At 66.3% G+C, this 13,531-nt stretch carries 14 protein-coding genes; 8 read left to right on the top strand and 6 right to left on the bottom strand.

Features of this window, described 5'->3' with window-relative positions; translation table 11 throughout:
- The first annotated feature begins 9 nt into the window (after positions 1-9).
- Positions 10-579, top strand: coding sequence for a GyrI-like domain-containing protein (locus AB0J47_RS06755; RefSeq protein ID WP_364341315.1), 570 nt, complete (start codon positions 10-12; stop codon positions 577-579).
- Positions 580-600: 21 nt separating this feature from the next.
- Here the strand turns inward: AB0J47_RS06755 and AB0J47_RS06750 are convergent, their stop codons facing one another.
- The 4 genes from AB0J47_RS06750 to mca all read right to left on the bottom strand — a co-directional run bounded on the left by AB0J47_RS06750 (position 601) and on the right by mca (position 4,177).
- The gene (locus AB0J47_RS06750) at positions 601-1,167 is read right to left on the bottom strand and encodes a TIGR03086 family metal-binding protein (protein WP_364341313.1); all 567 of its coding nucleotides are present in this window, start codon (positions 1,165-1,167) and stop codon (positions 601-603) included.
- A 432-nt stretch (positions 1,168-1,599) separates the two neighbouring features.
- Positions 1,600-2,907 carry an FAD-binding protein gene (locus AB0J47_RS06745; RefSeq protein WP_364341311.1) on the bottom strand — a complete coding sequence of 436 codons (1,308 nt, stop codon included), beginning with the start codon at positions 2,905-2,907 and terminating at the stop codon, positions 1,600-1,602.
- Between the two features lie 134 nt (positions 2,908-3,041).
- On the bottom strand, positions 3,042-3,311 hold the full coding sequence (locus AB0J47_RS06740; protein ID WP_364341380.1) for a hypothetical protein: 270 nt from the start codon (positions 3,309-3,311) through the stop codon (positions 3,042-3,044).
- Positions 3,311-4,177 carry a mycothiol conjugate amidase Mca gene (gene mca / locus AB0J47_RS06735; protein WP_364341378.1) on the bottom strand — a complete coding sequence of 289 codons (867 nt, stop codon included), beginning with the start codon at positions 4,175-4,177 and terminating at the stop codon, positions 3,311-3,313. Before mca ends, AB0J47_RS06740 begins: the two co-directional genes overlap by 1 nt.
- Positions 4,178-4,319: 142 nt before the next feature.
- Between mca and AB0J47_RS06730 the strand changes: the two genes are divergently transcribed.
- On the top strand, positions 4,320-4,760 hold the full coding sequence (locus AB0J47_RS06730) for a DUF4307 domain-containing protein (RefSeq protein WP_364341309.1): 441 nt from the start codon (positions 4,320-4,322) through the stop codon (positions 4,758-4,760).
- 297 nt (positions 4,761-5,057) lie between these two features.
- A complete protein-coding gene (gene greA / locus AB0J47_RS06725) occupies positions 5,058-5,552 on the top strand; it encodes a transcription elongation factor GreA (protein WP_040695247.1) in 495 nt (164 codons plus the stop codon).
- Between the two features lie 71 nt (positions 5,553-5,623).
- Here greA and AB0J47_RS06720 read toward each other — a convergent pair whose 3' ends face one another.
- Positions 5,624-6,799, bottom strand: coding sequence for a cystathionine gamma-synthase (locus AB0J47_RS06720; RefSeq protein WP_364341306.1), 1,176 nt, complete (start codon positions 6,797-6,799; stop codon positions 5,624-5,626).
- Between the two features lie 99 nt (positions 6,800-6,898).
- On the opposite strand from AB0J47_RS06720, the gene AB0J47_RS06715 reads away from it, so the two are divergent.
- Positions 6,899-8,074 (top strand): acyl-CoA dehydrogenase family protein, encoded by a 1,176-nt coding sequence (locus tag AB0J47_RS06715; protein ID WP_364341303.1) that lies wholly within the window; start codon positions 6,899-6,901, stop codon positions 8,072-8,074.
- Between the two features lie 560 nt (positions 8,075-8,634).
- The gene (locus tag AB0J47_RS06710; protein WP_364341301.1) at positions 8,635-9,108 is read left to right on the top strand and encodes a DUF4254 domain-containing protein; all 474 of its coding nucleotides are present in this window, start codon (positions 8,635-8,637) and stop codon (positions 9,106-9,108) included.
- 82 nt (positions 9,109-9,190) lie between these two features.
- Here the strand turns inward: AB0J47_RS06710 and AB0J47_RS06705 are convergent, their stop codons facing one another.
- Positions 9,191-10,573, bottom strand: coding sequence for a cystathionine beta-synthase (locus tag AB0J47_RS06705; protein ID WP_364341299.1), 1,383 nt, complete (start codon positions 10,571-10,573; stop codon positions 9,191-9,193).
- 94 nt (positions 10,574-10,667) lie between these two features.
- Between AB0J47_RS06705 and AB0J47_RS06700 the strand changes: the two genes are divergently transcribed.
- The 3 genes from AB0J47_RS06700 (at position 10,668) to AB0J47_RS06690 (ending at position 13,407) form a co-directional block, all read left to right on the top strand.
- A complete protein-coding gene (locus tag AB0J47_RS06700) occupies positions 10,668-11,141 on the top strand; it encodes a hypothetical protein (RefSeq protein WP_364341297.1) in 474 nt (157 codons plus the stop codon).
- Positions 11,142-11,226: 85 nt separating this feature from the next.
- Positions 11,227-12,117 (top strand): SGNH/GDSL hydrolase family protein, encoded by an 891-nt coding sequence (locus AB0J47_RS06695; RefSeq protein WP_364341295.1) that lies wholly within the window; start codon positions 11,227-11,229, stop codon positions 12,115-12,117.
- 69 nt (positions 12,118-12,186) lie between these two features.
- Positions 12,187-13,407: an acetyl-CoA C-acetyltransferase gene (locus tag AB0J47_RS06690; protein ID WP_364341292.1), complete on the top strand. Its 1,221-nt coding sequence runs from the start codon at positions 12,187-12,189 to the stop codon at positions 13,405-13,407.
- Positions 13,408-13,531 lie beyond the last annotated feature (124 nt).

The following is a 13,531-nucleotide window of genomic DNA, read 5'->3' as shown; positions in this document are numbered from 1 at the left end:
GGGCTCACAATGAAACTCGATCTGGCCAAGAGCGACCGGCACTACTACGACGCCACCCCCGAACCCGAACTGCGCACCTTCGACACCTACGGCTACCTGACGGTCACCGGCTCCGGCGCACCCGGCGGCGCGAATTACACCGAGGCAGTGCAGAGGCTGTATCGAACCGCCTACGGCGCCAAGAAGATCGCCCAGGCGGACGGCCAGGATTTCGTGGTGCCGAAGCTGGAGGGCCAGTGGTGGGTGAACTCAGATGAGCCGCCGCTGTCGGTACCACGCGAACAGTGGCAATGGAAGCTGATGATCCGCATGCCGGAGGTGGTCACCGCCGAGATGGTGCCCGACGAGATGGTGTCAGGCGCGAGATTCGAGCGGCTGACCGAGGGTACCGCGATCCACGTCATGCACATCGGACCGTATGCCACCGAACCGGAGACGCTGGCCAAGATGGAAGCATTCATGGCCGCCGAGGGGTTGGTCATGAACGGCCGCCATCACGAGATCTACCTCTCGGATCCGCGCAGGTCACCGGACGCGCATACCCGCACGATCCTGCGGCATCCCGTACGTCGCGCCTGAGATCGACCGCGCGACAAACGGTTACCAGGCCCGCCCGAGATAGCCGAGCAGTCGACGGTGCGCGGGTGCGTCCGCGGGCACCGTGACCTCCTCGTCGAACATCCCCGGTTTGCGGAACCCGTCGAGCCCGCCCATGGCGTGCATGGTGGTCAGCACTTCGGCGCACAATTCGTCATCAGCGAGGTCGGGACGGTCGATGGCCACGGCGATATCGACCCCGTGCGCGACAACTTCGGTGAGATGGACCATGGCGGCCGCCGGGCCGGGTAGCTCGCCGAGAGCCAGGTGCACGGTGCCGGTCAGGGCGTCGGGGCGATGCCAGGCGGCGCGGTCCACCTCGGCGGCCGCGGCGAAGGCACCCTGCGGATCGATGCCGAGCCAGTCGTCCTCGAGTCCGGCGCCCGCATCGGTCCCGCTGACCTCGGCCGCGAACCGGTGCATATTGCCCACGGCATGATTGAGCACCGCATACACATCCCAATCCTGACACGGCGTCGGCGCCGCGAGCCGGTCGCCATCGACAGCGGCGATCACGATCGCACCCGTCATATCCAGTGCGCGGTCGATCTGTCCGATCACATTGTCCATGGGCATCCTTCGCTCGAAGAGTCAGCAGAAGGGGTAGCACGACCGGGTGACATCCAAACTCGGTCCAACACCGCCGAACTCGATCCAACGCCGCTCAGATCACGGAATCCAGTACGACAAGGCCCCAAAAGGGTTGCGCCGATACCGTTCCGGAGCAACACATGATCGAGAGCACCCAGCACTGCGGAGTTCGGCCCAGCACTGACGAGTTCCGCCCAGCACTGCGGAGTTCGGCCCAGCACTGCGGAGTTCCGCCCAGCACTGCGGAGTTCCGCCCAGCACTGCGGAGTTCCGCCCAGCACTGCGGAGTTCGGCCCGGCACTGCGGAGTTCGGCCCGGCACTGCGGAGTTCGGCCCGGCACTGCGGAGTTCGGCCCGGCACTGCGGACCGCCAGCGGGGCCGACGGTCCGCAGTGACCTATGCGAAATCCGTTATCCGAGAACCGGATAGTTGGCGCGGATCACCGACCGCGGGTCGCGCGCCCGCTTGATCTCCCGCAACCGCGCCAACGTCGACGAGTCGAATGCCGCGGCGGCCGTCTCCTCCGGGGTGAGGAAGGTGTAGGGCTTGAGTCCGCTGATATGCGCGCCGATGGCGTCGACAATCTCGGCACGCCGGGCCTTGACGGCCGCCGCGATATGCGGAAGGCCGAGTCCCAATGCGTAGAGCAGATAGGGCTCGGTGACCGGCCCACGCGCGCCACCGTCCGCGCGCGACCTGGCGAATGCGCCGCCGAGATGGCGGATCTGGATATCGACCAGCGGTGCGACCGGCTCGTCGAGCAGGGTCTTCACAACCGCGTCGCCGAGGTCGGTGAGCAGTTCGGCGCGCGACAGCGCCGGGCTGGGATCGGTTGGCTCCGTGGTGATTTCGCCGAGATTCGCCACCGACAGCGCGCCGCGCTTATCGGCGAGCGGCCCGTCGATCGTGTCCAACCGGGTCAGCAGTGACCGGCCTATCTCGGGATCGCCGAGGTAGGCGACATCCAGCGCGACCATCGGCGGCGCATCCGGGAACTGGAACCGGTGCAACCACACCGACAGTTCGTCGGGTGCGTCGGCGGTGATCTCCTGGAACGCCTCGAAGACCTCCGCCGTGCGCGCGCCATGCCACATCACCCGCCCGCCGTAGAGCCCCGGAGCCGGGAAGAGGTCGAATTCGAGTGCGGTCACCACCCCGAAATCGCCACCGCCACCACGCAATGCCCAGAACAGTTCCGGATCGTCGGCGGTCACCCGCGTCCGCGTGCCCTCGGCGTCGACGATCTCGAAGGCGCGCACCGCATCCGAGGCCCAACCGTATTTGCGGCCGAACCATCCCAGCCCGCCGCCGAGGGTGTATCCGGTGACGCCGACCACCGGGTTGCTGCCGGCGAGTCCGGTCAGTCCGTGCGCCGCGGCCGCGGCCTGTACCGCGCCCCAGTTCGCGCCAGCGCCGACCTTCGCCACCCGCCGCTCGGCATCGATCTCGACGCTGTCCAGTCCCCCGGTGCGCAGCAGAATCGCGTCCTCGATGCCGCCCGCGGCGCCGTGCCCGGTCGGCTGCGCGACCACCTGTACTCCGGCCCGGCTCGCATGCGCCACTACCGCCGCGACGTCATCCGCGTCACTTGCCCGCACTACCGCGGCGACCGGCTGGGTAACCGTCAACGTCCACGGCCGCGCCGCCGCCTCGTAGCCCTGGTCGCCCGGCACGAGTACCCGGCCGGGTAGTTCAGCGCGCAGATCCTCGAATGTCATTGGTAGGTCCTCACTTCGCAGTTGTGCCTGCAAGAACTGCGGCCCGTGGATCGTGCCGCGACTACCCCAATGACGAAATAGGAGCGGTGAATGTAACAGCGGCCGCCCGACTTTCTCGGACGGCCGCTGCGAAATCAAGTTTTATCAGGCCCGTCGTCGGACTCGACGTCCTTCTTGTCGACCCGGGCGATACCGGGTTCGGTGCCCTCGTCGGCCGCCTGATCCGGCTCCGGATGGTCGGGCTCGAAGGTCGCGGGCAGGCCCTTGATATGCCGGTTCATCGACCGCACCAGCAGGACGGTCCCGGCGAGCAACAACAGAATGATCACCAGACCGAGCGGCGACGCCTTGCCGAATTCGGGTCCGGTTGGCGTGCCGGGAGATTGCGCGAGGAAAACCAACATCACCGGTGCTCGTCTTCGATACCGGCGAACAGATCGGTCTCGGGCAGCGTGGAGTCGACCCTGGACTTGGCCAGTTCGAATTCCTCGGTGGGCCACAGCCGCTGCTGCATTTCCATCGGAATCGCGAAGAACGCGCCGTTGGGATCGATCTGGGTGGCGTGCGCGCGCAGGGCGTCATCGCGCTGCGGGAAGTACTTGGCGCACTCGATCTGGGTGGTCACCCTGGTCATGCCGTCGGGGCGGCCCTGGCGGTAGGCGCGGGTGCGTTCCAGCCACTCCTGCAGCGGGAACGGCTCACCGATGCGCTCGTATTCGGCGGCGAAGACATCCAGGCGGGCCATGGTGAAACCGTGGTCGTAGTAGATCTTCAGCGGTTGCCACGGCTCGCCCGCATCCGGGAAACGGTCCGGATCGCCGGCCGCCTCGAATGCGGCCATCGACACCTCATGGCAGCGGATGTGATCGGGATGCGGGTAGCCGCCGTTCTCGTCATAGGTGGTCATCACATGCGGCTTGAATTCGCGCACCACGCGGACCAGCGCCTCGACGGCCTCCTCCAGCGGGACCAGCGCGAAGCAGCCCTCGGGTAGCGGTGGCAGCGGATCGCCCTCGGGTAGGCCGGAGTCGACGAAACCGAGCCAGGTCTGGCGCACGCCGAGTGCGGCGGCCGCGGCCTCCATCTCCTCGCGCCGGATCTCATCGATCCGGTCCAACACGCCGGGGGTATCCATTGCCGGGTTGAGGATGCTGCCGCGTTCGCCGCCGGTCAGCGTGACGATGAGGACATCGTGGCCCTCGTCGGCATACCGTGCGGTCGTCGCGGCACCCTTGCTGGATTCGTCGTCGGGGTGCGCATGAACCGCCATGAGCCGCAAGCCACTCACGTCTCGTCCACCTCATCAACCACCGTCATACCTCGTACTCTCCGCCGCCGGGGTCCGATCTGCCTGTCCCTATAGTTCCATTCGACAGACTTTTGTTCCGACGTACCCCCCGGAGTGAGACGGCATGAGTGAAACGCCCGGTGACACGCCGATCGACCGACGTGCCGACCGGTACGGAACCACGCCACGCCCGACACGCCGCTGGATTCCGTTCGCACTGGGTGCGGTCGTGCTCGCCGCGGGGCTCGGGGTCGCCTACGTCGGTTACCAGAAGTACGGACCGGAGGATATCGACGCCGAACAGCTCGGCTACACCGTGGTCGACGACTCCACCATCTCGGTCCATCTCAAGGTCACCCGCAAGGATCCGCAGCAGCCGGTGGTGTGTTTCGTGCGCGCGATGGCCAGGGACGGGTCCGAACTGGGCCGTCGCGAGGTGCTGATCGAGCCGTCCGGCAGCGGCACCGTTGAGCTGACGACCATTGTTCGCGCGTCGGCGCGGCCGGTGTCGAGCAGCATCTACGGCTGCAGCGATGACGTGCCGAAGTATCTGCGGGCGGGTTGATCCCGGGCAATAAACAACCGAGGCATCCACAAAATTAACGCCGACCTGCATGTTTGTGATTCATGCTAAAATGGCGTGATACACGGTTCCGGGGCTCGGAGCCGTGTTTGCTGCATTGGCGGCCAGCGCTGTGAGTTCCGGGTTAGTGAGTTTGCCGGACCTGAAGCCTGTCGGGGTTCGATGAACTTCCCCAGGATGGCACTAGCCGTCGGCTGGTGCGTGCCCGCCCCCTGTGGGCACTGCAGCGGATCAGGGAACCCGGCCTCGGTCGGGAACAACTACTAGGGAGTGATCGAGATGACTGAGACGCAAGTGACTTGGCTGACCCCGGAGTCGCACGACAGGCTCAAGGGTGAACTCGACGCGCTCATCGCCAATCGTCCGGTCATCGCCGCCGAGATCAACGAGCGCCGCGAAGAGGGCGATCTCAAGGAAAACGGCGGATATCACGCCGCGCGTGAAGAGCAGGGTCAGCAGGAGGCGCGCATCCGGCAGCTGCAGGAGCTGCTGAACAATGCCAAGGTCGGCGTCGCGCCCACCAAGTCCGGCGTCGCCTTGCCGGGTTCGGTCGTCAAGGTCTATTACGACGGTGACGAATCCGACACCGAGACATTCCTCATCGCGACCCGCGAAGAGGGGCTCAACGATTCCAAGCTCGAGACCTACTCGCCGAATTCGCCGCTCGGTGGCGCGCTCATCGACGCGAAGGTCGGTGACACCCGTGAGTACACGCTGCCCAATGGCAAGACCATGAAGGTCACGCTGGTCAGCGCCGAGCCGTACCACAGCTGATCGCAGGCCCGAAGCCAAGAAGAGCGGCCGCATCCGAGAAGTAAGGATGCGGCCGCTCTTCGTTTCCATATCTAGTTCGCCAGCGCCTGCTCGACATCGGCCAGCAGATCGCCGACATCCTCGATGCCGACCGAGAGCCGCACCAGATCGTCCGGCACCTCCAGTTGCGAGCCCGCGGTGGAGGCGTGCGTCATGGCGGCCGGATGTTCGATCAGCGATTCCACACCGCCGAGCGATTCGGCGAGGGTGAAGATCTTGGTGCGCGAGCAGAACTCGTGCGCCGCATCCTTGCCTCCGCTTAGCCGCACCGAGATCATGCCGCCGAAGCGCTTCATCTGCTTATCGGCGATGGCGTGGCCCGGATGCTCGGCCAGGCCGGGGTAGATGACCTGCGAAATGGCCGGATGCCTGGTCAGGAATTCGGCAATGGTCTCGGCGTTGTCGCAGTGCCGATCCATCCGCACCGCGAGAGTTTTGGTGCCGCGGAGGGTGAGGTAGGCGTCGAACGGGCCGGGCACCGCACCCGCACCGTTCTGCAGGAAGGCGAATGCCGCGTCGAGTTCCGGATCGTTGGTGATCAACGCACCGCCGACGACATCGGAATGCCCGCCCAGGTACTTGGTGGTCGAATGCGTGACGATATCGGCGCCGAGCAGCAGCGGCTGCTGCAGGTATGGCGTGGCAAAGGTGTTGTCCACCACCAGTTTCGCGCCCGCGATATGCGCGACCTCGGCCAGCGCCGGAATATCGCCGATGCTCAGCAACGGGTTGGTTGGGGTTTCGATCCAGATCAGCTTGGTGTTCGGGCGGATCGCGGCGCGCATCTCGTCGACATTGAATACGTGCGCGGGCGAATGCTCGATGCCCCACTGGCTGAAGACCTTGTCGATCAGCCGGAAGGTGCCGCCGTAGGCGTCGTCCGGGATGACGATGTGGTCACCGGGGCGCAGCGTCGCCCGCAGCGCACAGTCGGTGGCGGCCATGCCGGAGGCGAATGCGCGTCCGTAGCGGCCCGATTCGAGCGCGGCGAGGTTCGCCTCAAGCGCGGTCCTGGTCGGGTTGCCGGTGCGGCCGTATTCGTAGCCGTCGCGCAACCCGCCCACCCCGTCCTGGGCGAACGTCGAACTCGCGTAGATGGGCACGTTCACCGCACCGGTCCGTGCTTCGGGTTCGTATCCGGCGTGCACGGCTCTGGTGGAGAATCCCAGCTCAGCTTTGTTGATTGCTCGCTCGCTGCGCTCACTCATAGCGTCAGCCTAACCCCGGGCGATCGGCGGGCTATCGGCCGGATCATCGGTTGTGCCCGAACCCGGCTTTCGGCGCGGTGACGGCGGTAGGTTGAGCTTATGCTGAGCGTTGATGAATTGTTCGCGATCGATGCCCTGTTGACCGAGGACGAGCGCGAGATCCGCGATACCGTCCGCACGTTCGCGAACCATCGGTTGCGGCCGCAGATCGCGGAATGGTTCGAGGCCGGGACTTTTCCGGCCCGTGAGCTCGCGCCGGAACTCGGCAATATCGGGTTGCTCGGCATGCACCTGGAGGGTTACGGGTGCGCGGGCCTCTCGGCGACCGCGTACGGTCTGGCCTGCCAGGAGCTCGAGGCGGTCGATTCGGGTGTGCGCAGCATGGTTTCGGTGCAGGGTTCACTCGCCATGACCGCGATCCACAAGTTCGGCTCCGAGGAGCAGAAGCAGCAGTGGCTGCCGGATATGGCGGCCGGGCGCGCGCTCGGCTGTTTCGGACTCACCGAACCGGATTTCGGCTCGAATCCGGGTGGCATGCGGACCAGGGCCAAGCGTGACGGCACCGACTGGGTGCTCAACGGCTCCAAGATGTGGATCACCAATGGGTCGGTCGCCGATATCGCGGTGGTGTGGGCGCAGACCGAGGACGAGGGCAAGCAGGTGGTGCGCGGCTTCCTGGTCCCGGCGGACGCGCCCGGATTCACTGCGCGCGAAATGCATCGCAAATTGTCGCTGCGCGCGTCGGTGACCGCGGAGCTGGACTTCGACGATGTCCGGCTGCCCGCCGATGCGGTGCTGCCGCAGTCGCGCGGCTTGAGTTCCCCACTCGCCTGTCTGAGCGAGGCGCGCTTCGGCATTATCTTCGGCGCGCTCGGCGCGGCGCGCGACTGCCTGGCCGCGACCATCGAATACGCACGGACCAGGGAGGTATTCGACAAGCCGCTGGCCGCCTACCAGCTGACCCAGGCGAAGCTCGCCGATATGGCGCTCGAGTACGGCAAGGGCCAGCTGCTCGCGCTGCAGATCGGCAGGTTGAAGGATCGCGGCGAGGTGCTGGCGGAGCAGATCAGCGCGGGCAAGTTGAACAGCACCCGGGAGGCCATCGCCATCGCTCGCGAATGCCGAACCATTCTCGGCGCGAACGGCATCACACTGGACTATCCGGTGCTGCGGCATGCGAACAACCTCGAGTCGGTGCTCACGTACGAGGGCACGGCGGAGGTGCACCAGTTGGTGCTCGGCAAGGCGCTCACCGACTCGAATGCATTCCGGTAACAGCCTTGCTGTCCGGTCGGCCGCTTGAATGAAACGTGACATTTCATAGCTGCTGCCCGGTTACCAGCACCGGCAGATGTCTTCGCTCGGCCCCGCGGTGCTCGAAGTGTCGGCACGGAAGAACTTTGAACCGGTTGGTGCCTTGGCGCACGGAAGAACTTTGAACCGGTTGGTGCCTTGGCGGGAGTAGTCGTCCTGGATGGGATGGTCGGGTTGCGGGACCTGGCCGCAGGCGGCTTACTTGGTTTATCCAGAGTTGTTGGTGGGCGGCGTCTTCGCGGCCGCGTTGGTAGGCCTGGGCGAGCTCACCGCCCCCCCGCTCCACATCCGCGAATCCTGGTGCTCGACTGGCACATTCACCATCGCAGACTGGTCGCCCTACTTTCACAACCCGGATTACACCGCGTAGAGAACATTGTTACTGCCTGTCATCGCGGTGCCATCTCGGCGTCACCGAATTGCCAAGGGACGAGGCGCAAGCTATATCGCATCGAAATGTCCGTGGAGGTACACGATGCACGCGCTCTTACCCGCCGCCTCGAACTCTTTGGGAGCCAACCATGTTCGTGCGTAGTTACGCCCCGATCATCGAGGGCGCCCGAGCACTGCCGGATCAACGCGAATTGGTCGCCGCCTTCGGCGGACATCCGATCGAGGCGGGGCAGAATCATCCACTCATTCCGCTGGCACACGCACTCGCCGACCTGCACCGGCAGCGACACGGCGATCCGCTCGCCACGGCCGGAATAGATTGCCGCCGAGCCGAACTCGTCTCCACCATCGATACCTGGGTGATCACGCGAGTGCCGCAGCGGCAGTCGACCGCGCATATCCGCGCCGAATCCATCGGCGCGACCATGGATCGAATGGCCGCCGCCTACGTGCACGCCAGCCACCTACTGCATACCGCCGAGAAGGTCTCCGACGATCGCGTGCACGCCGCCTGGTACCGTCTGGCCCTACTCGCCGATCAGTGGACCGACCTCATAATCGGTGCCGCCCAAGACAACTCGCGCCCGCGCCGCACCGCGTGAGATCAAGATCAGGTGGTACTGGTGGCGAGGCTTCTCGACCAATGCCGCCATAGATTCCACCTGATCTCGATCCAGGTCGGGGTTAGATGGAGCCCGTGCTGAGGAAGCCGAGTAGGTCGTGGCGGGTGATCACGCCGACGGGTTTGCCGTCCTCGACGACCATCAACGCGTCGGTATCCGACAGTGCCTTGGTTGCGGCCGAAATCGGTTCACCCGAACCGATCAGCGGGAACGACGGGCTCATATGCTGGGCGACCGAATCCGTCAGGTGCGCACGGCCTTCGAAGACCGCCGACAGTAGATCCCGCTCGGTCACGCTGCCCGCGACCTCGCCAGCCATCACCGGCGGTTCGGCGCCGACGACCGGCATCTGCGAAACCCCGTATTCGCGCAGGATCTCGATCGCATCGCGCAGGGTCTCCGACGGGTGGGTGTGCACCAGATCCGGCAGCGCGCCCGACTTACCGCGCAGCACATCGCCGACCAAGGGCTCCGCCGCGCCGTCCATCCGATCACGCAGGAACCCGTAGGAGCTCATCCACTGGTCGTTGAAGATCTTGGACAGGTAGCCGCGGCCGCCGTCGGGCAGCAGCACGACCACGAGCGCATCCGGATCGCGGCGGGCGACCTCGATGGCCGCGATCACCGCCATACCGCAGGAGCCGCCGACCAGCAGGCCCTCCTCACGCGCGAGTCTGCGGGTCATATCGAAGGAATCGGCATCGGAGACGGCGATGATCTCGTCCGGCACGGCCGGGTCATAGGCCGAGGGCCAGAAGTCCTCACCGACACCCTCGACCAGGTACGGCCGACCGGTGCCGCCGGAGTACACCGAACCCTCGGGGTCGGCGCCGACGATCTTCACCTTGCCGCCGGAGACCTCCTTCAGATACCGACCCGCACCGGTGATGGTGCCGCCGGTACCGACACCCGCCACGAAGTGCGTGACCTTGCCGTCGGTATCGCGCCAGATCTCCGGGCCGGTGGTCTCGTAGTGACTGTCCGGGCCGCCCGGGTTGGAGTACTGATCCGGCTTCCACGCGCCGTCGATCTCGCGGACCAGCCGGTCGGAGACGCTGTAGTAGCTGTCCGGGTGGTCCGGGGGCACCGCGGTCGGGCACACCACGACCTCGGCTCCATAGGCGCGCAGCACGTTGCGCTTGTCCTCACTGACCTTGTCCGGGCAGACGAACACGCACTTGTAGCCGCGCTGCTGCGCCACAAGCGCAAGTCCGACACCGGTATTGCCGGAGGTCGGCTCGACAATGGTGCCGCCGGGCCGCAGTGCGCCGGAGGCCTCGGCCGCCTCGATCATCTTCACGGCGATGCGGTCCTTGGAGCTACCACCCGGATTCAGATATTCGATCTTGGCCGCGACAATGCCGGCGTTGGACCCCACCACCGAATTCAATCGAACCAGCGGCGTATTGCCGATGAGGTCAACGACGTGATCAGCGATGCGCATGCCCCTATCGTTGCAGAAGGGGTCGGTATAGGTGCGCGCGCGTCTAGCGCGACAAATCGCACATGACCGTGATCACTTCCCTAGGATCGCAAACATGAAGCAGCCGAACATCGCTCGCGTCGCGACAGTTCTGGCCGGAGCGGCAGTGGCCGTCGGAGTCGTCGGGACCGCGCCCACCCAAGCCGCGACCGTGCAATTCCCACAGGTGCCGACGCTGGCGCATGGCGGCCTCTGCTGGACGACCATCCGCACCTGGGCCGATACCAGTGCGCAGTGGCCGGGCCGGGCCGTACTGAATGTGCGCGCGGATCCGGCAGTGGGTCTCGGGCCCGGTGGCTATCCGCTGGCTCCGCTGTGCGAGGTCTACACCACCGTCTCCTGGCGCAATCTGAACACCGGTGCGACGGGCAGCTACGACAACAACGTGGTCACCGGCCTCTACGGCAGCATTCAGTACGCCCTGTTCCAGGACACCGGTCCCGGGCGCGTCGAGGTCACCGTCACAACCGATACCGCGAGCCTCCCCGCGCACGCGTGGTTCGACGTTCCCGGCGACCCACCCGCCTGAGCCGCGCCCAAGCCGGACCACACTGCGTCGAATTCGGCGCACCGCCCGGCTGCCGTAGCGGCGTGAAATCGGTAAATTCGTTCGAGTGAGTGCTCCTCGCATCGGGTGGAAGACGGCGGCAGTTACGGGTGCCGCGACGGTAGTGGCCGGTTCCGGCGCTGGGACCGCATGGTGGGCAACCTATCGACTGCTCATGGCACAGGCTGGGGTCGCACGCGGGGTCATCGGACGCGATACCTCGAAACCGCCCGAGGCCGACGGCGTTTACACCGCGGGCTGTCTCGCGCCACAGCCGTGGCGCACCGGTCTGCATGCCGACGTGCATCTGATGATCTTCGGCGATTCGACCGCGGCCGGGGTCGGCTGCATATCACCCGAGGAAGTTCCGGGCGTGCGCATCGCCCGCGGCCTGGCCGAGGCCACCGGGCAGCGAATCCGGTTGAGTACCAAGGCCATATCCGGCGCGACCTCGAAGGGCCTGTCCGGACAGGTCGACGCCATGTTCATCGCCGGTCCGCCGCCGGATGCCGCGGTCATTCTCATCGGCGCCAACGACGTCACCAAGAAGCACTCCATCCGCGCCTCCGCGGGCCGGCTCGCCGCCGCCGTTGCCCGCCTGCGCCGTTCCGACAGCATCGTGGTGGTCGGCACCTGTCCGAATCTCGGCACCGTCGTGGCAATTCCACAGCCGCTGCGGACCGTGGTGCGAAACTGGAGCGTCCGCTTGGCCCGGGCGCAATCCGTCGCGACCACGGTGGCCGGTGGCATCCCGGTGGCAATGGGTGATCGGCTCGCTTCGGAGTTCCGTGCCGCACCCGAGCAGCTGTTCTCCGAGGACGGATTCCACCCCTCTGCGGCGGGCTACGAACTGGCGGCCGCGCTGTTGCTCCCGGTCCTGATCGAGGCACTCGAGGAGACGACCCCGGGTTCCCGCCCAACAGGACGCGACGTAGATTCGATTCGAACGCACAAGTAACAAACGGTTCGAAGACCGCGTTTCGGACACCGTCCTGGCGCACCCTGACCGTCCGACAAAGGAGTCCTCATGCCCGAGGCCGTCATCGTTTCCTACGCTCGCTCGCCGATCGGCCGCGCCGGAAAGGGCTCGCTGGTGAGCATGCGGCCGGACGACCTCGCGGCCCAGATGGTCCGTGCGGCCCTGGACAAGGTTCCCGCGCTCGACCCCACCCAGATCGACGATCTGATCCTGGGCTGCGGCCAGCCCGCCGGTGAGGGCGGTTTCAATATGGCCCGCAGCGTTGCCGTGCAACTCGGCTACGACACCCTGCCCGGCGTTACCCTGAACCGCTACTGCTCCTCCTCGCTGCAGACCACCCGGATGGCATTCCACGCCATCAAGGCCGGTGAGGGCGATGTGTTCATCTCCGCCGGTGTGGAGACGGTGTCGCGCTTCCCGAAGGGCACCGCCGACGGCTGGCCGGACACTCACAACGCGCTGTTCGGTGAGGCCGAGGCCCGCACCGCCAAGCGCGCCGAAGGCGGCGCGGACGTGTGGACCGATCCGCGCGCGACCGGGATCCTGCCCGACGTCTACATCGCCATGGGCCAGACCGCCGAGAACGTCGCCCAGTACACCGGTATCACCCGTGAAGAGCAGGACCATTGGGGCGTGCGCTCGCAGAACCGCGCCGAGGAGGCCATCAAGTCCGGCTTCTTCGAGCGGGAGATCACCCCGGTGACCCTGCCCGACGGCACCATTGTCACCACCGACGACGGCCCGCGCGCCGGCACCACCTACGAGAAGATCTCACAGCTCAAGCCGGTGTTCCGCCCGGACGGCACCATTACCGCCGGTAACGCCTGTCCGCTCAACGACGGTGCCGCCGCGCTGGTCGTCATGAGCGACACCAAGGCCAAGGAGCTGGGCCTGACCCCGCTGGCGCGCATTGTCGCCACCGGCGTTTCGGGCCTGTCCCCCGAGATCATGGGCCTCGGCCCGATCGAGGCGGTCCGCAAGACCCTGAAGCACGCCAGGATGACCATCGACGACCTCGACCTGTACGAGATCAACGAGGCATTCGCCGTCCAGGTCCTCGGCTCCGCCCGCGAGCTGAACATGGATCTCGACAAGCTGAATGTGTCCGGTGGCGCCATCGCCCTCGGCCACCCGTTCGGCATGACCGGCGCCCGCATCACCGCCACCCTCATCAACAACCTCCAGACCCAGGACAAGCAGTTCGGTCTGGAGACCATGTGCGTCGGCGGCGGCCAGGGCATGGCCATGGTCATCGAGCGCTTGAGCTAGTTTCCCGGCACGAATTGGGCCGCGGCCACCGGGATTCCGGTGGCCGCTTTCGTCTGAGATTCGGCACCGCACACTAAAAACAAAGGCGGTCACCGGCGTACCGGTGACCGCCTTCGCGCTGATC

The sequence above is a fragment of the Nocardia sp. NPDC049737 genome, assembly GCF_040674755.1.
Lineage (GTDB): Bacteria > Actinomycetota > Actinomycetes > Mycobacteriales > Mycobacteriaceae > Nocardia.
The sequence above is the reverse complement of the archived record's forward strand: the minus strand, read 5'-3'. Positions and strand labels throughout refer to the sequence as shown.